The sequence below is a fragment of the Microbacterium sp. AC215 genome (assembly GCF_979258645.1).
Genome location: NZ_OZ409869.1, coordinates 1,507,736 through 1,533,631, shown reverse-complemented (window position 1 = coordinate 1,533,631; position 25,896 = coordinate 1,507,736). Strand labels below are relative to the sequence as shown.

At 66.4% G+C, this 25,896-nt stretch carries 19 protein-coding genes and 1 tRNA gene; 16 read left to right on the top strand and 4 right to left on the bottom strand.

From position 1 onward, the window contains the following. Positions 1 to 63 precede the first annotated feature (63 nt). The 5 genes from ACZZZF_RS07605 to ACZZZF_RS07585 are packed head-to-tail and all read left to right on the top strand — an operon-like array spanning position 64 to position 5,567. The gene (locus ACZZZF_RS07605; protein WP_053098891.1) at positions 64 to 1,356 is read left to right on the top strand and encodes a sugar ABC transporter substrate-binding protein; all 1,293 of its coding nucleotides are present in this window, start codon (positions 64 to 66) and stop codon (positions 1,354 to 1,356) included. Positions 1,357 to 1,370: 14 nt separating this feature from the next. Continuing rightward, positions 1,371 to 2,348: a carbohydrate ABC transporter permease gene (locus ACZZZF_RS07600; RefSeq protein ID WP_053098892.1), complete on the top strand. Its 978-nt coding sequence runs from the start codon at positions 1,371 to 1,373 to the stop codon at positions 2,346 to 2,348. Beyond that, a complete protein-coding gene (locus ACZZZF_RS07595; protein WP_053098893.1) occupies positions 2,345 to 3,178 on the top strand; it encodes a carbohydrate ABC transporter permease in 834 nt (277 codons plus the stop codon). The genes ACZZZF_RS07600 and ACZZZF_RS07595 overlap by 4 nt, the downstream gene beginning before the upstream one ends. Then, on the top strand, positions 3,175 to 4,686 hold the full coding sequence (locus tag ACZZZF_RS07590) for a glycoside hydrolase family 3 N-terminal domain-containing protein (RefSeq protein WP_463497817.1): 1,512 nt from the start codon (positions 3,175 to 3,177) through the stop codon (positions 4,684 to 4,686). The genes ACZZZF_RS07595 and ACZZZF_RS07590 overlap by 4 nt, the downstream gene beginning before the upstream one ends. A 14-nt stretch (positions 4,687 to 4,700) precedes the next feature. Then, entirely contained in the window at positions 4,701 to 5,567 is an 867-nt protein-coding gene (locus tag ACZZZF_RS07585) for a MurR/RpiR family transcriptional regulator (protein ID WP_056277179.1), read from the top strand. 69 nt (positions 5,568 to 5,636) lie between these two features. Here the strand turns inward: ACZZZF_RS07585 and ACZZZF_RS07580 are convergent, their stop codons facing one another. Beyond that, entirely contained in the window at positions 5,637 to 6,557 is a 921-nt protein-coding gene (locus tag ACZZZF_RS07580; protein WP_187250014.1) for a sugar kinase, read from the bottom strand. A 170-nt stretch (positions 6,558 to 6,727) separates the two neighbouring features. On the opposite strand from ACZZZF_RS07580, the gene ACZZZF_RS07575 reads away from it, so the two are divergent. From ACZZZF_RS07575 to rpoC, 6 genes are all read left to right on the top strand, one after another. Beyond that, positions 6,728 to 8,401: an ABC transporter substrate-binding protein gene (locus ACZZZF_RS07575; RefSeq protein ID WP_463497815.1), complete on the top strand. Its 1,674-nt coding sequence runs from the start codon at positions 6,728 to 6,730 to the stop codon at positions 8,399 to 8,401. 86 nt (positions 8,402 to 8,487) lie between these two features. After that, positions 8,488 to 9,492 (top strand): ABC transporter permease, encoded by a 1,005-nt coding sequence (locus ACZZZF_RS07570; RefSeq protein WP_463497813.1) that lies wholly within the window; start codon positions 8,488 to 8,490, stop codon positions 9,490 to 9,492. A gap of 34 nt (positions 9,493 to 9,526) precedes the next feature. Further along, positions 9,527 to 10,492 carry an ABC transporter permease gene (locus ACZZZF_RS07565; protein WP_463497811.1) on the top strand — a complete coding sequence of 322 codons (966 nt, stop codon included), beginning with the start codon at positions 9,527 to 9,529 and terminating at the stop codon, positions 10,490 to 10,492. Further along, entirely contained in the window at positions 10,489 to 12,189 is a 1,701-nt protein-coding gene (locus ACZZZF_RS07560; RefSeq protein ID WP_463497809.1) for an ABC transporter ATP-binding protein, read from the top strand. The genes ACZZZF_RS07565 and ACZZZF_RS07560 overlap by 4 nt, the downstream gene beginning before the upstream one ends. Before the next feature lie 267 nt (positions 12,190 to 12,456). Next, complete coding sequence (rpoB, locus tag ACZZZF_RS07555; RefSeq protein ID WP_053098901.1) at positions 12,457 to 15,960, top strand: DNA-directed RNA polymerase subunit beta; 3,504 nt, start codon at positions 12,457 to 12,459, stop codon at positions 15,958 to 15,960. 85 nt (positions 15,961 to 16,045) lie between these two features. After that, the gene (rpoC, locus tag ACZZZF_RS07550) at positions 16,046 to 19,921 is read left to right on the top strand and encodes a DNA-directed RNA polymerase subunit beta' (RefSeq protein ID WP_053098902.1); all 3,876 of its coding nucleotides are present in this window, start codon (positions 16,046 to 16,048) and stop codon (positions 19,919 to 19,921) included. 92 nt (positions 19,922 to 20,013) lie between these two features. Here the strand turns inward: rpoC and ACZZZF_RS07545 are convergent, their stop codons facing one another. Beyond that, positions 20,014 to 20,604, bottom strand: a complete 591-nt coding sequence (locus ACZZZF_RS07545; RefSeq protein WP_463497808.1) for a hypothetical protein — start codon at positions 20,602 to 20,604, stop codon at positions 20,014 to 20,016. 85 nt (positions 20,605 to 20,689) lie between these two features. On the opposite strand from ACZZZF_RS07545, the gene ACZZZF_RS07540 reads away from it, so the two are divergent. Both ACZZZF_RS07540 and ACZZZF_RS07535 read left to right on the top strand, forming a co-directional pair. Further along, positions 20,690 to 21,619: a carbohydrate kinase family protein gene (locus ACZZZF_RS07540; RefSeq protein ID WP_463497807.1), complete on the top strand. Its 930-nt coding sequence runs from the start codon at positions 20,690 to 20,692 to the stop codon at positions 21,617 to 21,619. 86 nt (positions 21,620 to 21,705) lie between these two features. Further along, positions 21,706 to 21,790: transfer RNA gene (locus ACZZZF_RS07535), tRNA-Tyr, on the top strand. Between the two features lie 544 nt (positions 21,791 to 22,334). Here the strand turns inward: ACZZZF_RS07535 and ACZZZF_RS07530 are convergent. Next, positions 22,335 to 22,829, bottom strand: coding sequence for a hypothetical protein (locus ACZZZF_RS07530; protein ID WP_053098909.1), 495 nt, complete (start codon positions 22,827 to 22,829; stop codon positions 22,335 to 22,337). A gap of 51 nt (positions 22,830 to 22,880) precedes the next feature. On the opposite strand from ACZZZF_RS07530, the gene ACZZZF_RS07525 reads away from it, so the two are divergent. Genes ACZZZF_RS07525 through ACZZZF_RS07515 form a run of 3 tightly spaced genes read left to right on the top strand, consistent with a single transcriptional unit; the run spans position 22,881 to position 24,886 of the window. Further along, a complete protein-coding gene (locus ACZZZF_RS07525) occupies positions 22,881 to 23,489 on the top strand; it encodes an RNA polymerase sigma factor (RefSeq protein WP_463497805.1) in 609 nt (202 codons plus the stop codon). Next, positions 23,486 to 24,460 carry a hypothetical protein gene (locus tag ACZZZF_RS07520; RefSeq protein ID WP_463497803.1) on the top strand — a complete coding sequence of 325 codons (975 nt, stop codon included), beginning with the start codon at positions 23,486 to 23,488 and terminating at the stop codon, positions 24,458 to 24,460. Before ACZZZF_RS07525 ends, ACZZZF_RS07520 begins: the two co-directional genes overlap by 4 nt. 54 nt (positions 24,461 to 24,514) lie before the next feature. Then, on the top strand, positions 24,515 to 24,886 hold the full coding sequence (locus tag ACZZZF_RS07515) for a hypothetical protein (RefSeq protein WP_463497802.1): 372 nt from the start codon (positions 24,515 to 24,517) through the stop codon (positions 24,884 to 24,886). A 377-nt stretch (positions 24,887 to 25,263) separates the two neighbouring features. Here ACZZZF_RS07515 and ACZZZF_RS07510 read toward each other — a convergent pair whose 3' ends face one another. Further along, positions 25,264 to 25,857 (bottom strand): fasciclin domain-containing protein, encoded by a 594-nt coding sequence (locus tag ACZZZF_RS07510; protein WP_463497801.1) that lies wholly within the window; start codon positions 25,855 to 25,857, stop codon positions 25,264 to 25,266. Positions 25,858 to 25,896: the final 39 nt, after the last annotated feature.

Here is a 25,896-nt window from a genome sequence, read left to right as displayed (position 1 = left end):
GAATACTTTTTCCTACGTGGTAGGCACCCGATGCCGCCAGGACGTTCAAAGAGGAGATCCCTGATGCACAAGCGCATTCTTCCGGTCGTGGCGCTGGGCGCCGTGGCCACCCTGGGCCTGGCGGCCTGTGCCGGCGGCGGAGCCGACACCGGCGGAGCCGTCGACGGAGAGGGCCAGGAGCTCACCGTCTGGATCATGAAGGGCACGAACCCGGACGCGAGCGCGTTCTACGACGAGGTCTCGAGCGCCTTCGAAGACGAGACCGGCGCCACGGTCAAGATCGAGGAGATCCAGTGGGCGGACGCTCACGATCGCTTCGTCACGTCGATCGCCGGCGGCACCACGCCCGACATCGCCGAGACCGGAACCACCTGGACCGCGGAGTTCGCGGACGCGGGTGCCCTCGAGCCGCTCGACGAGTACGTCGACGCCGAAGACGGCCTGCGTGACGACCTCGTCGAGGGCCTCGCGGTCGCCGGCACCTACGAAGACGAGCTGTACGGCATGCCCTGGTACGCCGGAGTCCGCTCCATCGTCTACCGCACCGACGTGTTCGAGGAGCTCGGTCTCGAGGCCCCGAAGACGTGGGACGACATCGTCACCGCTGGCGAGGCCATCAAGGCCGCCAAGCCCGACATGCTGCCGTTCCCCGTCGCGGGTGACGCGGAGTTCCAGGTGTACCCCTGGGTCTGGGGCGCCGGCGGCGAGGTCGCGACCCTCGACGGCAAGACCTGGACGAGCGAACTCGACAGCAAGGAGTCGCAGGCCGGCATCGAGTTCTACACCGGACTCGCGACCGAGCACGGCTTCTCCTCCGCCGGGGCCACGACCTGGAAGGAGACGGACCTCCGTGACTCGTTCACGCAGGGCAACGTCGCCATGATGCTCTCGGGCTCCTGGACCCCGAAGGCTCTGATCGAGGCCAACCCCGAGCTCGAGGGCAAGATCGGCGCCGCCGTGATCCCCGGCGAGGACGGCGGCATCGCTCCGTCCGTGCTCGGCGGCTCGCACCTGTCGGTCTTCAACACGACCGAGAACGCCGACCTCGCATGGGAGTTCGTCAAGCTGATGACCACGGGCGAGTTCGCCGAGAAGTGGGCTGACGAGACCGGATACTTCCCGGGAGTGCAGTCCGCGATGGAGGAGGCCCTGGCCTCGACCGACCCGCTCGTCGCTCCGTTCGCGCAGCAGATGGTCGAGGGCGGCGCATCCGTGCCGGTCACCCCGAACTTCGGTGCCGTTCAGGCGAAGAAGACCACCAACTCGATGATCCAGGCGATCCTCAGCGGGCAGAAGGACGTCGCCACGGCGACGAAGGACGCCGCCGCTGAGATGACCGATCTGCTCAACCAGTAAGGCTGTATCCCTTCATGTCGATGGTGCAAGCGCCACTGCCGGTCACGAAGGCGGAGTCCACCTCCGCCTCCGTGGCCGGCGGCCGGCCGCCCAAGCGGGGTTTCTCGCTGATCACGGCCCGCCCCTGGCTTCTTCTCGCCCCCGGGCTGGTCATCCTCGCGGTGCTCATGCTCTGGCCGCTCATCCAGGTCGTCATCTTCTCGCTGCAGGACTACGGTCTTCGCGAGATCAACACCGGCGAGAACAACTGGATCGGCGTCGACAACTACGTCGAGGCGCTCACCAACCCGACCCTGTGGACCGTCGTCCTGCCGAACACCGTCGGCTTCGCCGCCGTCGCCGTGTTCGTCACGGTCGCGGTCGGCACGCTCGTGGCGCTGCTGCTCGCGAAGCTGGGCACGGTGTGGCGCACCATCGTCTCGAGCTGCATCATGGTGGCCTGGGCGATGCCGGCCGTCACCGGAACCTACGTCTGGACGTTCATCTTCGATGCCGACCGCGGCATCTTCAACACCGTCCTGCAGGATCTCGGCCTGATGGACGACCCGGTGAACTGGTTCACCAATCAGTGGTCGTTCTACGCGATCGTGCTGCTCAACGTCGTGCACCACGGCTTCCCGTTCGTCGCCATCACGGTGCTCGCGGGCCTGCTCGGCGTCTCGAAGGAGATGCTCGAGGCGGCCGCGCTCGACGGCGCGAACGCGTGGATGCGGTTCTGGAAGATCATCTTCCCCACTCTCAAGCCCGTCTTCTCGGTCGTGATCATCCTGTCGACGATCTGGGACTTCAAGGTCTTCGCGCAGGTCTACCTGATGCCCGGTGGAGGCGGCGGCAACCGGTCGGTGCTGAACCTCGGCGTCTGGTCGTACGTCGAATCCTTCGGCCAGAACCGCTACGGCTTCGGTGCCGCGCTCGCCGTGCTGCTCACCCTCGTGCTGATCGGCATCACGATCGTGTACATCCGCTCCCTCATGAAGGAGGACGAGCTGTGAACCCCCGCCCGTCTGTCATGTCGCGCGTCGGCACCGGCATCGCGATCGCCGCCGTCCTGATCTTCACGCTGTTCCCCGTCTACTGGATGGTGTCCAGTGCGCTCGACGCCAAGGCGTCCAGCGGAGGGCAGTCGCTGCTGCCTCAGGAGTTCACGTTCGACAACTTCGCCTTCGTCCTCACCGACGGCGGTTTCGGCACCTACCTCCGCAACTCCGCGATCGTGGCTCTCGTCACCGTCCTGGTCAGCGCCCTGGTGTGTCTGCTCGCGGCTGTCGCGGTCGCCCGGTTCCGCTTCAAGTTCCGCACGACCATCCTGATGATGATCCTCGTCGTGCAGATGGTTCCGCTCGAGGCCCTCGTCATCCCGCTCTTCCTGCAGGTCAAGAGCCTCGGGCTGCTCAACAGCATCCTCGGCCTGATGGTCGTGTACGTCGCGCTCTCGCTGGCGTTCGGGATCTGGATGCTGCGCGGGTTCGTCGCCGCCGTGCCCGTCGAGCTCGAGGAGGCCGCGTACATCGACGGCGCCAGCTGGTGGCGGATGTTCCGCTCGATCCTGCTGCCGCTGGTGATGCCCGGTCTCGTCGCGACCAGCATCTTCAGCTTCATCACGGCCTGGAACGAGTTCATCTTCGCCATGACGATCCTCGGCAGCGCGACCGACCAGTACACGGTCTCGATCGGACTGAAGTCGTTCTTCGGCCTGCACTCCAACGACTGGGGCAGCATCATGGCCGCGTCGACGATCATCACGATCCCGGTGATGGTGTTCTTCGTGATCGTGCAGCGTCGTCTCTCGGCCGGCATGGTCGCGGGAGCGGTGAAGGGATGACCGACGACCTCGTCCACCTCGCCAACGGGGTGCTCTGGCCGGGGTTCCTCGGCACGGAGGCCCCCGAATGGCTTCTCGACGAGCTGCGCGACGGCCTCGCGGGTGTCGTGTACTTCAGTCAGAACGTCGGCGAGGGACTTCCGGCTCTGAGCGACGAGATCCTCCGGGCCAATCCGGACGCGCTGATCGGGATCGACGAGGAGGGCGGCAACGTCACACGCCTCGAGTCCGCAGCCGGCTCCACGCTTCCGGGGGCGGCTCAGCTGGGCATCGTCGACGACGTCGAGGCGACGCGGGCATCGGGTGCCGAGCTGGCTCGACGAGTGGCCGCGATCGGCGGCAACGTCGTGCTCGGTCCCGTCGCGGATGTGAACACCGATCCGCGGAATCCTGTGATCGGCGTCCGTTCCTTCGGCAGCGACCAGAAGCTCGTCGCCCGACACGTGCAGGCGGCGGTGGAGGGACTACAGAGCACGGCGGTCGCGGCGTGCGTCAAGCACTTCCCGGGGCACGGTGACACGCACACCGACTCGCACCACGCACTGCCCGAGATCTCGCTGGGGATCGAGGAGTTCGAGCGCGTGCACCTCGAGCCGTTCCGCGCGGCGGTGGCCGCAGGTGTCGACGCCGTCATGACCGCGCACATCGTCGTTCCCGCCTGGGGCGCCGAGCCGGCGACGCTGAACCCCCGAGTGCTCGGGCTGCTCCGTGGCTGGGGCTTCGACGGCGTGATCATCACGGATGCCCTCGACATGGCGGCCATCCGCGAGACCGTCGGCATCGGCGAAGGCGCCGCGCGGGCCCTCGCGGCCGGAGCGGATCTGCTGTGCATCGGCAACCCGACGAACCGCGGTGAGGCCACGCTCCCCGACCAGGACCGTCGAGACTTCCTCGCCGCGCGCGACGGGATCCTCGCGGCGGTGGACGACGGCTCACTCTCTCGCGAGCGACTCGCCGAAGCGGCCGGGAGGGTCTCCCGCCTGGCTCAGACCCTGAGCGTCCGTGCCGAGACTGCGACTCCCGTCGACTACGACGGATCGGACATCGTCCGACGCGCGATCACAGGAGTGGCGCGCGATGCCGAGGCGCTCGCCGTCGTCGATGCTCGTCGACGTTCGACGCTCGCGGTCGACAGCGCGTCGGCGTACGTGGCTGAGACTCTGGCGGCAGACGGTCATCGCGTGCGCGTCGACGTCGCACGGACGACGATCGACGAGCAGGATGGGGCTCTCGACGCGGCTATCGCCGCAGACGGACTGACGGTCGTCCTCCTGGATCGTCCAGACACCGACGACGGGCAGCGTGCGCTCGTCGAGCGCGCCGCTCTGCGTGATCCCGACGCGGTCGTGGTCAACGTCGGACTCGCGGCACGGCAGCCTCTGCCCCTCGCGCTCGTGGAGGTCGGATCCGCGAGCCGGATCGGAGCCCAGGCCGCCAGAGATCGACTGATCGGGGGCTCGTCGCGCCGCGCCGATCCGTCGCCCGACAGCGCAGGTGCCGCCGACTGAGGCAGGATGACACCGTGGACGCCGATGTTCTCGCGCTGGTGCGCCGATCCGTTCCCCGACTGAGTGCTGCAGAAGCACGGGTCGCGGAGACGATCCTCGGAGACCCCACGCTCGTCGTCGACCTCGCCATCAACGACCTCGCCCAGCTCTGTCACACATCGCTGTCGACCGTGGCTCGCTTCGCGCAGTCGCTCGGCTTCAGCGGATACCGGGAGCTGCGGGTCGCGGTCGCCCGCACGATCACGCTCGCCCAGGCGCAGCAGGCGCGCTTCGGCCTCGACACCACGGCGATCGATCCCGATGACGAGCCGTCCGCCATCGCTGCGAAGCTCGCGGCACAGGAGATCGACGCGATCGAGAAGACGGCGCTCGGACTGGACGCCGACGCGCTCGACCGCGTCGCCAGGGCCGTCGTGGCGGCGCGCCACGTGGATCTGTTCGGGCAGGCCGCATCGTCGTTGACCGCTCAGGACCTTCAGCAGAAGCTCGCGCGCATCGGGTGCTCGGTCGCGCACTCCGCCGATCCGCACCTCGCCCTCACGACGGCGTCGCTGCGGACCCCGGAGGACGTCGTCATCGCGTTCTCCCACGGGGGCGAGACGCAGGAGGTCGTCCGGGCTGTCGAGATCGCCAGAGATGCGGGCGCCTTGTCGGTGGCCATCACCAGCGCGCCCGACTCGACGCTCGCGCTCGCCGCAGACGTCTCGCTGATCACCTACGCGCAGGAGTCGCCGTTCCGCATGGCCGCGATGTCGAGCCGCATCGCGCAGCTGGCGCTGGTCGACATCCTCTTCGTCCGGGTCGTCCAGCACCGGGGCGAACCCGTGGTCATCCCGCTCCAGCTGACGCACGACGCTGCGGCGCCACGTCGACGTCGCTAGAAGCAGGCGATGAGATACCCGTCGACCGTCACCGGTGCCCGTGGCGACCGGCAGGAACAGCGCCGCTGATCAGTCGATGTGGTCTCGGGTGCTGACCAGTGCCCTGGTCGCGATCCGGTGCGCGCGAGCGAGGCTGCCGGTGAGCGAGAGTCCCGACAGGACGCCGGCCAGGAATCCGGCGGCGAACGCATCTCCGGCGCCGATGGACTCCACGACGGGGACATCGAGCGACCTGCTGTCGGTGCGCTCGGCGCCGTCGAAGGCCACAGCGCCGTCTGGACTCGTGGCCAGCAGATACCTCGGTTCGGGGAACAGCTCGCGCAGTCGATCGGGCTCGCCGGTGCCGAAGACCGCCTCGGCGTCGGGGCGTGTGCAGAACGCGATGTCGGCGCGGCGGACGTAGTCCGCGATCACCGCGCGCCCCTCCTCCTGTCGCCCGCGCCACAGCGCAGGTCGCCAGTTCACGTCGAAGCTGAGCAGCCGCCCGTCGCGCGGCGCATCGAAGAGGGCGTTCTGCGCTGCGTGGGCGGTGTCCGAGAGAGCAGGCGTGATCCCCGAGGTGTGCACGAGGGCGGCCTGTGACAGCAGCGCGGATGCCGCGGGGGAGTCGAGCGTCGCCGGCGACAGGGCCGCGGCCGCGGAGCCCGAGCGGTAGTAGTGCATGGTCCCGTCGACGGAGCCGTCCGGACGCGGTGACAGCTCCTTGACGTAGAGGCCGGTGGGCGCCTCGGCGTCGATCTCCACGGCGGAGTCGTCGACCTCGTGCCGGCGCAGCTCGGCGGTGAGGAAGCGCCCGAACCCGTCGTCGCCCACACGGGAGACGACGGCGGTGCGGATGCCGGCCGAGGCCAGTGCGATCGCCGTGTTCCACTCCGCCCCGGCGAGCGAGCGGTGGAACGTCCGCACGTCCTCGAGGGGCGCGGCGATGGCCGGGACGAAGGAGACGAGGCCCTCGCCGACGCAGACGGCGAGGGGAGACGTGTCGGGCACGCTCTGGAGATTACCGGATCGGCCACACCCCCGGACATCCGTAACAGGAATGAAACCTGCAGGTGTTTGGCATCGGTCTGCGCACTGGGTAGTTTCAAGGAATCACCGTTTCCGAAGTCGACGATGTCTTCGGAAACGCGCACAGCAGCGCTCGACAGGAAGGTCACACAATGCACCACTCAGTCATGCGTCGGCGAGGTCTCATCGCCGTCACCGGAGCGGCAGTCGCCGCGATGGTCCTCTCAGGATGCGTCGCCAGCGAGCGCGGCGACGACGGCGGAGAGGCGTCCGGCGATGTCGACGGAACCTTCGTGTTCGCGGCGTCCTCCGACCCCGCGAGCCTCGACCCGGCCTTCGCCCAGGACGGCGAGAGCTTCCGCGTCTCGCGTCAGATCTTCGAGGGCCTCGTCGGCACCGAGCCCGGCACGGCCGACCCGGCACCGCTGCTGGCCGAGTCATGGGAATTGTCCGAAGACGGCATGAGCCACACCTTCACGCTGAAGGAGGACGTCACCTTCCACGACGGCACGCCGTTCAACGCCGAAGCCGTATGCGCGAACTTCGACCGCTGGTTCAACTGGACCGGCCTCGCGGCCTCCGAGGCGTTCGGCTACTACTACAACAAGCTCTTCAAGGGCTACGCGGAGAACCCGGCTGACGCCGTCTACAAGTCCTGCACCCCCGACGGCGACTACTCCGTGACGATCGACCTGAACAAGCCGTTCGCAGGGTTCGTGGCGTCGCTGTCGCTGCCGTCCTTCTCCATGCAGAGCCCTTCGGCCCTGCAGGAGTTCGGTGCTGACGAGGTCAGCGGCTCGGCCGAGGCACCCGTCCTCTCGGAGTACGCGATGGGGCACCCGGTCGGCACCGGCCCGTACCAGTTCGACGAGTGGGCGCCGGGCGAGCAGGTCTCGCTCAAGGCGTACGACGACTACTGGGGCGAGGCGGGTCAGATCGACGAGATCATCTTCCGCACGATCGACGACCCGACCGCGCGTCGTCAGGCTCTCGAGTCCGGCTCCATCGACGGCTACGACCTCGTCGGTCCGGCCGACACGCAGGCACTCGAGGACGACGGCTTCACCATGGTCTCCCGTCCTCCGTTCACGATCCTGTACCTCGCGTTCAACCAGGCGCTCCCTGAGCTGCAGGACCCGAAGGTCCGCGAGGCGCTCTCGTACGCGGTCGACAAGGATGCCCTGATCAGCCAGGTCCTGCCCGAGGGCACCGAGAAGGCGATCGAGTTCGTGCCCGACACCGTCAACGGCTACAACCCCGATGTCACGACCTACGACTACGACCCCGAGAAGGCCAAGGAGCTGCTGGCAGAGGCCGGCTACGACGAGGCCAACCCGCTGAAGCTGACCTTCAACTACCCGGTCAACGTCTCGCGTCCCTACATGCCGGACCCCGAGCAGATCTTCACGGTCCTCTCGTCGCAGCTCGCCGAGGTCGGCGTCGAGACCACCCCGGTCTCGGAGGAGTGGGTCGAGTACCTCGACCGCACCACCGGCACGTCGGACCACGGCATCCACCTGCTCGGCTGGACCGGTGACTACAACGACACGGACAACTTCGTCGGCGTCTTCTTCGGGCAGCAGAGCTCCGAGTGGGGCTTCGACAACCCGGAGCTGTTCCAGAAGCTCAACGAGGCTCGCGGCGTCTCCAACCTCGAGGACCAGACGGCCCTCTACGAGGAGATCAACGAGATGGTCGCGCAGTTCATCCCCGGTGTCCCGCTCGCGCACCCGGCGCCCACACTGGCGTTCGACCCGCGTGTCGAGAGCTACCCCGCCAGCCCGGTGAACGACGAGGTCTTCACGGACATCGTCCTCACCGAGTAGGTCTGACCGACTGAGTTGCCCACCCGGGTCCCCGCGCTCGCCGCGGGGACCCGGGCCCGGCGTACCTTCTGATCAACGGAGACCTCTTGCTGCGCACCATCGGCAGACGACTGCTTTTCCTCATCCCCACCCTGATCGGCCTCAGCATCCTGCTGTTCGCCTGGGTCAGGGCCCTCCCCGGCGGCCCGGCCGTCGCGCTTCTCGGCGAGAAGGCGACACCCGAGGCCATCGCGAGGGTCAACGAGCTCTACGGCTTCAACAAGCCCATCATCGAGCAGTACTTCATCTGGGTCGGCCGCCTGCTGCAGGGCGACTTCGGCACATCGATCCAGACCAACCGGCCGGTCACGGAGGAGTTCTTCCGCCGATTCCCGGCCACGATCGAGCTGAGCGTCGTCGCGCTCATCTTCGCGGTCGGCGTGGGCATCCCGCTCGGATACTGGGCCGCTCGCCGCCACGGCAAGTTCACCGACCACGCGTCGGTCGTGCTGAGTCTCATCGGCATCACCATCCCGGTGTTCTTCCTCGCCTTCATCCTCAAGTACGTGTTCGCCGTGCAGCTCGGCTGGCTGCCGTCGGACGGCAGGCAGAACCCACGAATAGACGCCACCCATCCGACCGGGTTCTATGTGTGGGACGGCATCATCACCGGCGAGTTCGACGCCTCGTGGGATGCCCTCATGCACCTGGTGCTCCCGGCACTCGCGCTCGGCACCACCCCGCTCGCGATCATCGTCCGCATCACCAGGGCGAGCGTGCTCGAAGTGCAGAACGCGGACTACGTGCGGACGGGGCGGGCGAAGGGCGTCGGCTCGTCGACGCTGCGCAGTCGCTTCATCCTCCGCAACGCGATGCTGCCGGTGATCACGACGATCGGTCTGCAGACCGGGCTCCTGATCTCGGGGGCAGTGCTCACCGAGACCGTCTTCGCGTTCCCCGGCATCGGGTCCTTCCTCGCGAGGGCGATCTTCACACGGGACTTCCCCGTGCTGCAGGGGTTCATCATCTTCATCGCGATCGCCTACGCGCTGATCAACCTGGCCGTCGACGTGTCGTACAGCTTCATCGATCCGAGAGTGCGGGTGCAGTGATGATCCGTCTCGTTCTCCGAAAGGGGGTGGCGTCATGACCATCTCGCTCCCACCCGCGCAGGGTCCGTCCGCGGCGAGCGGCTCGGTCGTCGACACGGTCGCCGTGAATCAGGCCGGCCTCAAAGAAGGGCCCGGGGGGTTCTGGCGCGACGTGTTCCGCCGCCTGCGCCGCAACCCGACGGCCTGGATCGGCGCCGGCATCGTGCTGGTCTTCGTCCTCGTCTCGGTGCTCGCGCCACTGCTCGCTCCTTACCCTGAGACGGCGTTGCCCGGCGCGAAGTACATCACGCCGACGCACATCCCCGGTCCGGGGGAGCTGCCGGAGTTCCCCCTCGGGCTCGACCGCTTCGGTGGCGATGTGCTCTCCAAGCTCATCTGGGGTGCGCAGGCGTCGCTGCTGATCGGTGTGATCTCGACCGCGCTCGGTCTGGTCGGCGGAATGATCCTCGGACTCCTCGCCGGCACGTTCGGCGGATGGGTCGACACCCTTATCATGCGCATCGTCGACATCATCCTGTCGGTGCCGAACCTGCTGCTGGCGGTATCCATCGCCGCGATCCTGGGCCAGACGCCCTTCGCGGTGATGATCGCCATCGGAGCATCCCAGGTTCCGATCTTCGCCCGCCTCCTGCGGGCGTCGATGCTGCAGCAGCGATCGAGCGACTACGTGCTCTCCGCCCAGGCGCTGGGGCTCGGTCGCGGGCAGATCACCATGTCGCACGTGCTGCCGAACGCCATCGGACCTGTCATCGTGCAGGGCACGCTCACGCTCGCGACGGCGGTGATCGATGCGGCGGCGCTGTCGTTCCTCGGTCTCGGCGGCGGTCGCCCCGAGACGGCCGAGTGGGGCCGCATGCTCACCTATGCGCAGGCCGAGCTGGCCATCGCGCCATGGCTGGCATTCCTGCCCGGCATCTGCATCGCGGTCACCGCGCTCGGCTTCACCCTGTTCGGTGAAGCCCTGCGCGAGGCCATGGACCCGAGGACGAGAGCACGATGAACGCTGCGAAAGAGACACGGACCACGGACGCTCCGCTGCTGTCCGTCGAAGGGCTGGCGGTCGACTTCGCCACCATGGACGGCGTCGTGCACGCCGTCGAGGGAGTCGACCTCGAGATCGCGCCGGGCCAGACCGTCGCGATCGTGGGGGAGTCGGGGTCGGGCAAGTCGACGACTGCCATGGCCATCATCGGCCTGCTCTCCGGTGGCGGGCGCGTGGCCGGCGGCAGCATCCGCCTCGACGGCAAGGACATCACCCGCGCTCCCGAGAGCGAGCTGCGCACCATCCGCGGGCGCGACATCGGCCTCGTGCCGCAGGACCCCATGTCGAACCTGAATCCGGTCGCGAAGATCGGCACCCAGGTCGCCGAGACCCTGCTCGCCCACGGACTCGCCACCAGGCAGAACGTGCAGCAGAAGGTCGTCGAGGCGCTGACAGCCGCCGGACTGCCGGATCCCGAGAAGCGCGCGAAGCAGTACCCGCACGAGTTCTCCGGCGGCATGCGCCAGCGCGCGCTGATCGCGATCGGCCTGGCGTGCAAACCGCGCCTGCTGATCGCGGACGAGCCGACGAGCGCGCTCGACGTGACGGTGCAGCAGACGATCCTCGACCAGATCGGCGACATGACGCGCGAGCTCGGCACCGCCGTGCTGCTCATCACGCACGATCTGGGACTCGCGGCCGAGCGTGCCGAGCGCGTCATCGTGATGCACCGCGGCAAGGTGGTCGAGCAGGGGCCGGCGAAGCAGATCCTCGAGAATCCGCAGCACCCCTACACGCAGTCGCTCGTGCAGGCGGCGCCGTCGGTGGCCGCCGCGCGTCTGCGCCCGGAGGCGTTCCACGCCGAGGAGCGTCCGTCCGATCCGAACGCAGCCGAGGACGCCTCGAGCGCGCTCGCCCTGCCGACAGCGGACAACATCGTCGAGATCGAGAACCTCACCAAGGTCTATCCGGTCCGTGGGCAGAAAGAGGACTTCGTCGCCGTGAACGACGTGTCGCTCGCCATCCCGCGCGGCGAGACGGTGGCGATCGTCGGCGAGTCCGGTTCGGGCAAGACGACGACCGCGCGGATGCTGCTGAAGATCATCGAGCCGACGAGCGGTCTCATCCGCTACGAGGGAAAGGACGTCTCCTCGCTCACCCGCGCGGAGACCCGGGACTTCCGGCAGAAGGTGCAGCCGATCTTCCAGGATCCGTACTCGAGCCTGAATCCGATGTTCACCATCGAGCGCCTCATCTCCGAGCCGCTGGACTTCTACAAGCGGGGGAGCGGCGCTGATCGGCGCAAGCGCGTCCGGCAGCTGCTCGACGACGTGGCGCTGCCGCAGTCGATGCTGCGCCGGTATCCGTCCGAGCTGTCCGGCGGTCAGCGTCAGCGTGTCGCGATCGCCCGTGCGCTCGCGCTCTCGCCCGAGCTGATCGTGTGCGACGAACCCGTGTCAGCGCTCGACGTCCTCGTGCAGGATCAGATCCTGAACCTGCTGGGCGACCTGCAGACCGAGTACGGACTCAGCTATCTCTTCATCTCCCACGACCTCGCCGTGGTCCGCCTGATCAGCGACTACGTGTGCGTGATGAAGGACGGCTCGCTCGTCGAGGCGGCATCCTCGGAGGAGATCTTCACGAATCCTCGAGACCCGTACACGCGACGTCTGCTGGCGTCGATCCCGGGGAACGAACTCAACATCGCCTCCTGACGACGACGATGCGTCCCGCCCCGAGCGCGAGCTCCGGGGCGGGCGCACGGGTCGACGGACGACGCTTCCGGGTGCCATTACCGCAGCATCTGAAGAAGGTCAAGGATTGCGCTTGCCATGTCGCAAGATCGCGCGTATAGTTGGTAGTTGCGCTCGCTTCTCCGTGCCCTCATATGGTGGTCGGCATTTCGTTGAGTCTTTGAGCGCACACTCCACCTGACGACAAAGGAATCGAGAAGCCCTGCGGGGCTCACGGAGGTTATTCCCTTGGCTGCTGCTCGCAACGCATCCACATCCACCACCACCAAGAACGGACGCGGAGCTTCCCGTCTTTCGTTCGCCAAGATCTCCGACACGCTGACGGTCCCTGACCTTCTCGCTCTGCAGACGGAATCCTTCGGATGGCTCGTCGGCAACGACGCCTGGAAGGCTCGAGTCGCAGAGGCCAAGAAGGCCGGCCGCACCGACGTGAACGAGAACAGCGGTCTCGGCGAGATCTTCGAGGAGATCTCTCCGATCGAGGACCTCGGCGAGACGATGCAGCTGTCGTTCACCAACCCTTACCTCGAGCCGGAGAAGTACTCGATCGAGGAGTGCAAGGAGCGCGGCAAGACGTACGCCGCTCCGCTGTACGTCGAGGCCGAGTTCATGAACCACCTCACGGGTGAGATCAAGACCCAGACGGTCTTCATGGGCGACTTCCCGCTGCAGACCGACAAGGGAACGTTCATCATCAACGGCTCCGAGCGCGTCGTCGTCTCGCAGCTCGTGCGTTCGCCCGGTGTGTACTTCGACAAGACCCCCGACAAGACGTCCGACAAGGACATCGTGTCGGCTCGCGTCATCCCGAGCCGTGGTGCATGGCTCGAGTTCGAGATCGACAAGCGCGACCAGGTCGGCGTGCGCGTCGACCGCAAGCGCAAGCAGTCGGTCACCGTGTTCCTCAAGGCGCTGGGCATGACCAGCGAGGAGATCCTCACGGAGTTCGCCGGCTACACCTCGATCGAGGAGACGCTCGCGAAGGACACGATCGTCACGAAGGAAGATGCGCTCCGCGACATCTACCGCAAGCTGCGTCCGGGCGAGCAGGTCGCCGCCGAGGCCGCCCGCGCGCTCCTCGACAACTTCTACTTCAACCCGAAGCGCTACGACCTCGCGAAGGTGGGTCGTTACAAGATCAACCACAAGCTCGGTCTCGACGCTCCGCTGACCGACTCGGTCCTCACGGTTCAGGACATCGTCGCGACGATCAAGTACCTCGTGCGTCTGCACGCAGGCACGGAAGAGACCTTCCCCGGCATCCGCTCGGGCAAGAAGGCCGACATCCGCATCGCGACCGATGACATCGACAACTTCGGCAACCGTCGCATCCGCGCGGTCGGCGAGCTGATCCAGAACCAGGTCCGCACCGGTCTGTCCCGCATGGAGCGCGTCGTCCGCGAGCGCATGACCACGCAGGACATCGAGGCGATCACGCCGCAGACCCTGATCAACGTGCGCCCCGTCGTCGCCGCGATCAAGGAGTTCTTCGGAACCTCGCAGCTGTCGCAGTTCATGGACCAGAACAACCCGCTCGCGGGTCTGACCAACAAGCGCCGCCTCTCGGCTCTCGGCCCCGGTGGTCTGAGCCGTGACCGCGCAGGCGTCGAGGTCCGTGACGTCCACCCGTCGCACTACGGCCGCATGTGCCCCATCGAGACCCCTGAAGGCCCGAACATCGGTCTGATCGGTGCTCTCGCGACGTTCGCGCGCATCAACTCGTTCGGTTTCATCGAGACCCCGTACCGCAAGGTCGAGGGTGGCGTCGTCACCGAGCACATCGATTACCTGACCGCTTCCGAAGAGGTCGACTTCAACATCGCGCAGGCGAACGCCCCGCTCGACAAGAACGGTCGCTTCCGCGAGAGCCACGTCCTCGCGCGCCCCAAGGGCGGTAGCGGTGAGGTGGACCTCTTCCTTCCGGAGGAGATCGGCTACATCGACGTCTCGCCGCGCCAGATGGTGTCGGTCGCGACCTCGCTCGTGCCCTTCCTCGAGCACGACGACGCACAGCGCGCACTCATGGGCGCCAACATGCAGCGTCAGGCTGTGCCGCTGCTCCGCAGCGACTCGCCGCTCGTCGGAACCGGTATGGAGGGCTACACGGCCATCGACGCCGGCGACGTGCTCACGGCTGAGAAGCCGGGTGTCGTCACCGAGGTCTCCGCAGACCGCGTCACCGTCATGCTCGACGAGGGTGGAACGCAGGACTACCACCTGCGCAAGTTCGACCGCTCGAACCAGGGCACGTCGTACAACCAGAAGGTCGTCGTCAACGAGGGCGACCGCGTCGAGGTCGGAGAGGTCATCGCCGATGGCCCCGCCACCGAGAACGGCGAACTGGCACTCGGAAAGAACCTCCTCGTCGCGTTCATGACGTGGGAGGGCTACAACTTCGAGGACGCGATCATCCTGAGCCAGGACCTGGTCAAGGACGACACCCTCTCCTCGATCCACATCGAGGAGTACGAGGTCGACGCGCGCGACACGAAGCTCGGCAAGGAGGAGATCACCCGTGACCTCCCCAACGTCAGCCCCGAGCTCCTGAAGGATCTCGACGAGCGCGGCATCATCCGCATCGGTGCCGAGGTCCGCCCCGGCGACATCCTCGTCGGCAAGGTCACGCCGAAGGGCGAGACCGAGCTGTCGGCGGAAGAGCGTCTGCTCCGCGCGATCTTCAACGAGAAGAGCCGCGAAGTCCGTGACACCTCTCTCAAGGTGCCCCACGGCGAGCAGGGCACGATCATCGCCGTCAAGGAGTTCAACGCCGAGGACGGCGACGACGAGCTCGGCTCCGGTGTCAACCGCCGCGTCGTGGTCTACATCGCCCAGAAGCGCAAGATCACCGAGGGTGACAAGCTCGCCGGTCGTCACGGCAACAAGGGTGTCATCGCCAAGATCCTCCCGATCGAGGACATGCCGTTCCTCGCGGACGGAACCCCGGTCGACATCGTCCTGAACCCGCTGGGCATCCCCGGTCGAATGAACTTCGGCCAGGTGCTCGAGACCCACCTCGGGTGGATCGCGAAGCAGGGCTGGAAGGTCGAAGGCACCCCGGAGTGGGCTGCGCGACTCCCCAAGGACGCGTTCGAGGCTGCCCCCGGCACCAAGGTCGCGACCCCGGTGTTCGACGGTGCGAGCGAGGAGGAGATCTCCGGTCTCCTCGACGCGACCACCCCGACCCGTGACGGCATCCGCCTGATCGACTCGACCGGAAAGACGCAGCTGTTCGACGGCCGCTCCGGTGAGCCGTTCCCGGCGCCGATCTCGGTGGGCTACATGTACATCCTGAAGCTGCACCACCTGGTCGACGACAAGATCCACGCACGTTCGACGGGTCCGTACTCGATGATCACCCAGCAGCCGCTCGGTGGTAAGGCGCAGTTCGGTGGCCAGCGATTCGGTGAGATGGAGGTGTGGGCCCTCGAGGCCTACGGCGCCGCATACGCGCTCCAGGAGCTCCTCACGATCAAGTCCGACGACATCCTCGGCCGCGTCAAGGTGTACGAGGCGATCGTCAAGGGTGAGAACATCCAGGAGCCCGGCATCCCCGAGTCCTTCAAGGTGCTCATGAAGGAGATGCAGTCGCTCTGCCTGAACGTCGAGGTCCTCTCGGCAGACGGCACGCTCGTCAACCTGCGTGACACCGACGACGAGGCCTTCCGCGCTGCGGAGGAACTCGGCATCAACATCTCCAGCCGCTTCGAGGCCGCCTCGATCGACGAGATCTAAGGTCCAGGCCGCCGACCGCGCGTCACGCCCGGTCGGCGGCCCACCTCCCCGATTTCTTCAGAAGAATTCCTACACAGGAGAATTTGTGCTCGAGTCAAACACTTTCGATGAGCTTCGCATCGGCCTGGCCACCGCGGACCACATCCGCGCCTGGTCCTACGGCGAGGTCAAGAAGCCTGAAACCATCAACTACCGCACCCTGAAGCCGGAGAAGGACGGTCTCTTCGGAGAGCAGATCTTCGGCCCGTCCCGCGACTGGGAGTGCGCCTGCGGCAAGTACAAGCGTGTCCGCTTCAAGGGCATCGTCTGCGAGCGCTGCGGCGTCGAGGTCACCAAGTCCTCGGTCCGTCGTGAGCGCATGGGTCACATCGAGCTCGCCGCTCCCGTCACCCACATCTGGTACTTCAAGGGTGTTCCCTCGCGTCTCGGGTACCTGCTCGACATGGCGCCGAAGGACCTCGAGAAGGTCATCTACTTCGCCGCCTACATGGTCATCTCGGTCGACGAGGATGCTCGTCACCGCGACCTGGGCACGCAGGAGAACAACATCCGTCTCGAGCTGAAGACGCTCGGAGACCGCCGCGACGCGAAGATCGCCGAGCGCCTGGCTCGCCTGGAGGAGGAGCTCGCTTCCCTCGAGGCGGAGGGCGCCAAGGCCGACGCGAAGAAGAAGGTCAAGGACGCCGCCGAGAAGGAGATGTCGCTCATCCGCAAGGGTGCCGACGAGGCGATCGCCAAGCTCGAGCGCGTGTGGGAGGACTTCCGCACGCTCGAGGTCGGCGCACTGCGTCCCGAGGACGACGTCTTCCACGAGCTGCAGGACCGCTTCGGTCAGTACTTCGAGGCCTACATGGGCGCCGAGTCGATCCAGCGTCGCCTCGCGGCGTTCGACCTGGCAGCCGAGGCGGAGAGCCTGCACCTGCAGATCTCCGAGGGCAAGGGCCAGCGCAAGATCCGCGCGATCAAGCGTCTGAAGGTCGTCAACTCGTTCCTGGAGACCGGCATGAGCCCGGCCGCCATGGTCCTCGACGTCGTTCCGGTGATCCCGCCGGAGCTGCGCCCGATGGTGCAGCTCGACGGTGGCCGCTTCGCGACCTCCGACCTCAACGACCTCTACCGTCGTGTGATCAACCGCAACAACCGTCTTCGTCGTCTGATCGACCTCGGTGCTCCCGAGATCATCGTCAACAACGAGAAGCGGATGCTGCAGGAGGCCGTCGACGCACTGTTCGACAACGGTCGCCGTGGTCGTCCCGTCACCGGTACCGGTAACCGTGCCCTGAAGTCCCTCAGCGACATGCTGAAGGGTAAGCAGGGTCGTTTCCGCCAGAACCTGCTCGGCAAGCGCGTCGACTACTCGGGCCGTTCGGTCATCATCGTCGGCCCGCAGCTGAAGCTGCACCAGTGCGGTCTGCCCAAGCAGATGGCTCTGGAGCTCTTCAAGCCGTTCGTCATCAAGCGCCTGATCGACCTCGGTCACTCGCAGAACATCAAGGCGGCCAAGCGCGCCGTCGAGCGCACGCGTCCCGAGGTCTGGGACGTGCTCGAGGAGATCATCCGCGAGCGTCCGGTGCTGCTCAACCGTGCGCCCACGCTGCACCGTCTCGGCATCCAGGCCTTCGAGCCTCAGCTCGTCGAGGGCAAGGCCATCCAGCTGCACCCGCTCGTCTGCGCGGCGTTCAACGCCGACTTCGACGGTGACCAGATGGCTGTCCACCTGCCGCTGTCGGTCGAGGCTCAGGCCGAGGCCCGCGTGCTCATGCTCGCGTCGAACAACATCCTGAAGCCGTCCGACGGACGCCCGGTCACCCTGCCTTCGCAGGACATGATCATCGGTCTGCACCACTTGACCACGGTCAAGGCGGGCGCAGCCGGTGAGGGCCGTGCATTCGGTTCGGTGGGCGAGGCGATCCTGGCGAAGGACGAGGGAACCCTCGACCTGCAGGCCAAGGTCCGCATCCGCATCCCGGGTCTCACGTTCCTCGAGGGCGAAGCTCCCGAGGGCTACGAGCGTCACGGTCTCGTCGACGCATCGCTCGGTCAGGCGATCTTCAACGACACGCTGCCCAAGGGATACCCGTTCGTCCGCGAGCAGGCTGACAAGAACAAGCTGTCGCAGATCGTCAACAAGCTGGCCGAGGAGTACCCCAAGGTCGAGACGGCCGCGTCGCTGGACCGCATCAAGGACGCAGGTTTCTACTGGGCCACGCGCTCGGGTGTGACCGTCGCCCTGAGCGACATCCTCACGCCGCCGAACAAGGCTGAGATCGTCGCGGGCTACGAGAAGCAGGCCGCGAAGGTCCAGTCCCAGTACGAGAAGGGCCTCACGACCGACGTCGAGCGTCGTCAGGAGCTCATCAAGATCTGGACCGAGGCGACCGACGAGGTCCAGGCTGCGATGAAGGCCAACTTCCCCGAGGACAACACCATCAACCGCATGGTGTCGTCGGGTGCTCGTGGTAACTGGCTGCAGATCCGGAACATCGCCGGTATGCGTGGTCTGGTGAACAACCCCAAGGGTGAGATCATCCCGCGTCCGATCATCTCCTCGTACCGCGAGGGTCTGTCGGTTGCGGAGTACTTCATCGCGACGCACGGTACCCGTAAGGGTCTCGCCGACACCGCTCTGCGTACCGCCGACTCGGGTTACCTGACCCGTCGTCTGGTGGATGTCTCGCAGGACGTCATCATCCGCGAAGAGGACTGCGGCACGTCGAAGGGCCTCGAGCTCCCGATCGCCGCTCCGAACTCGCAGGGTGAGCTCGTGCGCGACGCGAACGTCGAGAACTCGGTGTTCGCTCGTACGCTGGCCTCCGACGTGGTCGACAGCAAGGGCGAGGTCCTCGCCTCTGCCGGCGACGACGTGGGTGACGTTCTCATCGACAAGCTGGTCGGTCTCGGTGTCGAGAGCATCAAGGTGCGCTCGGTCCTCACCTGCGACTCCGCCGTCGGTGTCTGCGCGCAGTGCTACGGCCGTTCGCTCGCGACGGGTAAGACCGTCGACATCGGCGAGGCCGTCGGCATCATCGCGGCACAGTCGATCGGTGAGCCCGGTACCCAGCTGACGATGCGTACGTTCCACACCGGTGGTTCGGCATCGGCAGATGACATCACGCAGGGTCTGCCCCGCGTGCAGGAGCTCTTCGAGGCTCGCACCCCGAAGGCCGCATCGCCGATCGCCGAGGCCGATGGCCGCATCACGATCGACGAGACGGACAAGGCCAAGAAGGTCATCCTGACGCCCGACAACGGTGACGAGGAAGTGATCTACCCGGTCCTGAAGCGTGCGACGCTTCTGGTCGAGGACGGTCAGCACGTCACGGTCGGTCAGCCTCTCCTGGTCGGAACGCTCGACCCCAAGGAGGTCATGCGCGTCATGGGTGCCCGCGAGGTGCAGCGTTACCTCGTCGGCGGCGTCCAGGGCGTCTACCGCTCGCAGGGTGTGCCGATCCACGACAAGCACATCGAGGTCATCGTCCGTCAGATGCTCCGCAAGGTCACCGTCGTCGATCACGCCGACACGACCCTGCTCCCGGGTGAGATGGTCGACCTCAAGCGCTACCAGGCGATCAACCGCGAGGCTGTGGCAGAGGGCAAGCGCCCCGCGTCCGGCCGTCCGGAGCTGATGGGTATCACGAAGGCGTCGCTCGCGACCGAGTCGTGGCTGTCGGCCGCTTCCTTCCAGGAGACGACCCGCGTTCTCACGCAGGCCGCCATGGAGGGCAAGCGCGACCCGCTGGTCGGTCTCAAGGAGAACGTCATCATCGGAAAGCTCATCCCCGCCGGAACCGGTCTCTCGAAGTACCGCGACGTCACGGTCGAGGCGACGGAGGAAGCCAAGAGCGAGCGCTACCCGAACCGGATCTTCGCATCCGACGGTGCGTACGCCGACGGCGACTTCGGTTACGTCGACTTCGACGCGTTCTCGACGGACGACATCACGCCGGGTACGTACAACTGATCGAGTGAGTGAGTGAGAAGGCCCCGGGCGATTCGCCCGGGGCCTTCTTCGTGCCCGGATCCGGGGTGTCCTGCCGTGGACAGGGCGACGGATCAGTCGAAGAGGTGCGCCACGATGCTCGAGGTGTATCCCTCGGGCGCGAGATTCGAGTACTGGGAGTCGATCAGCACGTCGTCCCGCCAGAAGAGGGTGCGACCGTCGGTGACAGGGTACTGCTCGTTCTGCCAGGTCTTCTCGCAGCGCGTGCCGCCGTCGGGAGTGAAGCACGTGTAGCCCTCGTCGGCCACGAGAGCGTTCAGCATGTCGAGGGCCGGCCCTCGGCTCATCAGGGAGATGGTGGTGACCAGCCGGGTGGTGTCCGCCTTCGGATCCGCCCAGATGCAGGTGAGCTCGCCGTCGTCTCCGACCCCGGACGGTCCGAACGCCGCGTCATTGAGTGGCACTCCCTCGAGCTGTGCGAGCACGTCGTCCGAGAGGATCGCCCTGCAGTCGGTCGGCAGAGCGATCGGAGTCTCTGTCGGTGTGGGGGAGGGCGACGGGCTCTCCGATTCGTCCGGTCCCGGACTCGACGACGGTTCAGCGGAATCGTTCGACGGAGTGGTGCCCGAACCGGTCGGATCGCAGCCGGTGAGCACGGCGAGGAGCAGGAGAGCCGCAGCGCCGGCGGCGATTCGAGCGTTCATGCGCTCACCGTAGCGCTGTGCCCAGCCCGCGCAGGGAGGCTGACCGAACCGCCGAAGAAGCCGCTCTCGCGGTAGTGTCGGCGGAATGAGTGATGATTCCTCCCGTATGCCCGGTGCAGTCGTCGTCGGAGACGCGCTGATCGACGAGATCCACGACGTCGGCGGGGTGCGTGAGCTGGTCGGCGGCGCGGCACTGAACGTCGCCGTCGGTCTTCGCAGGCTCGGTGTGCCGACCACCCTGATCGCGATGGTCGGGGACGACGAAGCGGGGGCGCACATTCGCGAATACCTCGACGATCACGACGTGCGGCTGATCGCCGGCGAGGCGCCGCTGGGCTCGTCCCGGGCGATCGTGCAGCGTGGTCCCGACGGCGAGCCCGTCTACGTGTTCAACGAGGCCGCGCAGCGGCGCAGCATCCGCTATTCCGACGAGGCTGTCCGTGCGATCGCCGATTCGGATCTCGTGGCCGTCAGCTGCTTCCCCTTCGACGTGCCCGGTGAGGTCGACGCCCTGCTCGACGCCGTCGGCGACACTCGCCTCGCTGTCGACCCGAACCCACGGTCGGGGATGCTGAGCGACCGTGCCGAGTTCGTGCAGGGCTTCGAGCGCGCCGCCGCAGGAGCGTCGATCGTCAAGATCGGCGCCGATGATGCGGCTCTCCTCTATGACGGCGATCTCGATGCGCTGAGGGCGCGGCTGCGCGCGCTCGGGGTGAGCGCGGTGCTCGCGACCGCAGGCGCCGATGGTGCAGCCCTCGAGTCGGATGCCGGCATCGTCACGGCGCCCATCTCGACGCTGCCCGGTCGCGTCGTCGACACCGTGGGAGCCGGAGATGCGACTCTCGCGGCCGTGGCGGCCGGCCTTGCTCAGGGGACACCCTCCGATGCGGAAGGCTGGCAGCACCTGCTCGATCGAGCCATGGATGTGGCCGCTGCGACGTGCCGAGCCGAGGGCGGCCTGCTGCGGACTCCGGAGTCGATCGCTGACGCCGATCGCGGCGTGTTCGGCAGCTGAGCGTTCGATTTCTCACGCTTGCCCTCGGCAGGTATGATTATCTATCGTGCCCCCGGTTGGCTGTCGAAGTCGGACGGGTGCGCTCTGGCGAGTTACCCAAGCGGCCAAAGGGATCTGACTGTAAATCAGACTGCTCAGCATTCGGGGGTTCGAATCCCTCACTCGCCACCATGGGGTATTCCCGGATCTCGAGGATTTTGTTCTCGTATCTCAGAATGCCAGGTCAAACGAGGAAAGCCCCCGGGAATACCGGGGGCTTTCCTCGTTTCGGTGCCAGTTCTGCTTCTTGCGTGAGCTGTCGGCAGGCCGCCCAGAGGTCCCTGGGCTGGCTGGGTCGCACTGTGCGCGACCGTCGGGCAGTGGCAGCTCACCCGATGAGACAACAAGCGCGACGAGAGCGTCGCAGGGCGAGCTCAGTCTCGACGTAGCAGGCCCTCAGGTAGGCGATCCCCGGGGCGCGGTCATTACGCGTGCGCCGACGTGATTCGCACCTCGAAGCGGGAGGTGAGGAATTCGCGTGTCGTGCAAAAGCCCCCCGAAACCCTCGTTCGCGAGCATAGGCAGACTGAATCGCGACGGGAGGTTTTAGCGTCCCAGGTCTTCTCTGGACCGTTGTCCGGGGTGACACCCTCCGAAAATGTTTGTAAGGATTCTGCGGCAGCTGCAAGGGCGCCTCCTAGCCACCGGCTGCGAACACGCCTCGGCAGATACTGAATTACGGGCGCACCCACGCCCTGACCCGTGTGTGTACGCGGTCCACGCCCGCCTGCCTCGGAGGCATCATGAAACGAATCCTCAGCGTCGCTGTCGCAGTGCTCGTCGCCGCGACTTTGAGCCCCGCCGTCGCGCACGCGTCCGACGACTTCCATCCCGATGTCGAGTATGCGCTGGAGGCGGTGCCGGGCGGTATCGCCCTCAGCGACACCACGGTGGTGTGGCCCGAACTAGGGATGACGCTCACCACCGAGTCGACCTCAGCCCGCGCAGTGGGAAACTGCGCCACGGGCACGTACTGCGCGTACAGCGGGAGCGGGATGAGTGGATCGAAACTGACGTTCACCATCTGCACGAACGTGAACACCTCGGCGCTTCGGTCGGTCGGGTCTATCGCTAACGGGCGCAGTTCTGGTTTGGTTCGCGCGCGCAACTCCGCCGCGACCGTCCTCGGGACCGCCGGTCCGAACAGTTCAACCGATGTGGGAACCGGCACGACGAACCTCCTCTGCACTCTTTAGTCGGGTTAGCCTGAAAGGTACGTGCGATGAGTGAGGCGGCTGCAGTGATGCGATGGGGGTTCGGGGACGGACTCCGTGTCGTCTTCGCTGTCGCTGAAGAGTTCCCATTCGGCCCGACACATATTGCTGCAGGTGCACCGGCCCCGAACAAGGCCGTGGTCTTCCGGTCGCTGTTCAACGAGTACTGGCCGAAGGTGCACCGGCATCTCGAGTGCTACCTCGACAACTCCGACGAGGTCAACGAGATCGCAGCTGAGGTGTTCGTCATCGCATGGCGGAAGTTGGACGCGGTGAAGCCGATGGGCTTGCGATGGTTCATCCGCACCGCCGACAACAAGCTACGTGACGTCGACCGAAAGGCTCACTCTCGCGCGCGGGCGATGGAAGCTCTCACCCGCGGACTGCGCAGCGCAGCTGACACCATCCATCCGCTGGACGCGTTGGCGCTGCAACAGGCGATGAAGTCGCTCAGCGCCCGAGAGCGACAGGTCGTTGTCCTCACCTACTGGGATGAGCTCAGCGCCGGAGAGATCGCCGATGTCCTTCGTTCCAGTCAGGCGGCTGTGTGGACGACCCTCACTCGCGCACGAGCGAAACTGCGGGCACAGCTTGAACCGAGGGAGCGGAGATCGTGAACATTCCTGACGACGAGATCGACCGCCTGCTCCGTGCTGTCAACCCCGCCGCGGCGTCCGCTGACGAGCTCAGTGTTCAGGCCATCGCTGTGCGCGAGAGCATCATCCGAGGCACGTACGCCCCCGCGCGACAACGGCGAGGATGGGCGTGGGGGCGCTTTGCCGTCGCAGTGGCGGCCATCGTGGCCATTGTGATCGTCGCGACCAACGTTCTCGCACCGGCCCAGCGGGCCACAGCGCTCACACCTCCGCCGTTGCAGTATGACAACGCTCAGCCGCTTGCGACAGTCGTGCAGGAGGCGAAGGAGCGCCTCGGGTCGACGGCGAGCGTGGTCCAGGAACGTCGAGTCTCCTCGCTCGTGTGGGGGTGGAGTATCGACCTGGCGAAAGAACGCGTCGAGTCTGTGCCCCAGAGGGTCACATTCGAGTGGGCGCCCGAGACCGGGTCCCGCAGCACCATCATCGCCGGGGACTCTCACTGGCCAGCCGGTGTGCGACCCGAAGGCATCGAGGAGAGCCCGTATCAACCGGGTGACACCATCACACAGCTGGTGACGGCACCACAGGATCTGAAGATCCCCGCCGATGTGATGAACCTGAATGACGGGTCTCGCGAGTCGATGGACAAGGCACTCACCAGCCTCGGCGCGACGGAGTCCTCATCATCGGGCGAGGTCCTCGTCGTCATCGGCCGGCTGTTGAGCTATTGGACCTTGACGAATGAGCAGCACAACATCCTCATCGACCGGCTGGTCGAGGCCGGTGGTGTCACCGTCCTGGGCGAGTCAACGGACCGACTGGGGCGCGATGTCATCGGATTGCGCGTCGCGGACCCGGCAACGACCTACCATGACACGGTTCTCATCTCCCGCGACACCGGCCGGATCGTCGGCATGGAGAACGAGCTGACGGCTGCTCAGGATTTCATCCCCGCTGGCGTCATTGGATACACACTCTGGGACGCCAATTAGGCGCCTCTCGGTGACCGGTCCGGTTTCCTACCGAGCAACTACGGGACTTCGGGCATGGTGCTGCCGATGACTCTCAATCCGAACTTCGCGTTCTGGGAGCCCGAGATCGGCGACATGACGACCGCCAGTCACGCGGAGGTGTACTTCACCATCTCGTCGGTGCTGCATCGCGCACGTCACTCAAAAGACGCCAAGTTCTCACTGTTCGAACAGCCCGGGTTCGGCCATGTCCTGTCGCCGGCGAACTTCGACCGATTCAACGACCCTGTCATCCAAGCTGCGATCCTCCGCGGTGCCCGGGGAACAGAATTGCATTTCGACAACCTGGAGCAGCAGAGCCAACACATGGCCTCAGTCATCGAGACCGCGCTGCGTTCCTTGTCCGACGAAGACCGCGCTGAGCGCGGCCTGCGTTCTGGTCGGTGACAAGCTCCGCGATGTCGCGACATCGTTCGGGTCGCAAGAAGCGGCGAGGTGGACGGCCGCCCGAGACCGTGCCATCGCTGCGGCCCTCGCGCTGCAGCCCTGGGGAGAGCCAGAACCTGAGGACGACGGCACCGCGGCCGAATCCTGAGTTTCGCCCGCTGGCACCTCAAGCAGGAGTAGGGCAGTCGGGGGTATCCGTGGGAATCGCGAAAGGAACGCGTGGGAACGCGTAGGAATCGCGGGCCCCGATCCCTGTAAAGGGTAGGACTCGGGGAGATACGGGAAAACCCCACCCTCTGTCCGTCGTTCTCGATCACGAGATCCACGAGCCGGAGAAACGCCCCCGTCCTCGGGGGCGTTTCCTTTTCACGGCGTGCTCACATCGCAGGAACCAGGACGCGATCGATCGTGTGGATCACTCCATTGTTCGCGGTGATGTTCACGCGCCACAGCACCAGGGCCGGGTCCCGCAGGGTGGGGCTCTCGTCACGCAAGAAGACGCCGCGCGGCCGGACGACCCCGCCGTTGGCCATGGTGAGCGACTTCGACGTGATGACCTTGATCGGGCCCAGCTTCTTGCCTGCGACGACGTGGTACAGCAGGATGTCGGCGATCTGGTCGGTGGTGAAGGCGGTCGTGAGCGTGGTCAGTGCCGCCGCCTCGGATGCGGGTGCGGTGCCCGTCAGGTCGGACACCAGCCGCAGGAAGGCTCGATCGTTCGGAGCGAAGACGGTGAACGTTCCCGCCGGATCTGCGAGCGTGCTGTCGAGGCCGGTGGCGAGCACCGCCTGGACGAGCAGGTCGTAGTCGTTGGCGTTTCGGTCTGGAGCGCCTCCTTCTGAGGCGGTGACGAGAACATCGACGATGCTCCCCGAGGGGCGTGCTGTCTCGGCTGCCTGAGCGGGCGCGGCGGTCAGGACGAGGGCGAGTGCGGCCACCCCTGCGAGGGAGGCGCGGATCTTTCCAGTCATCGTTCAACTCCATTGTCGATCGGGGTCACGGCGAGTGTC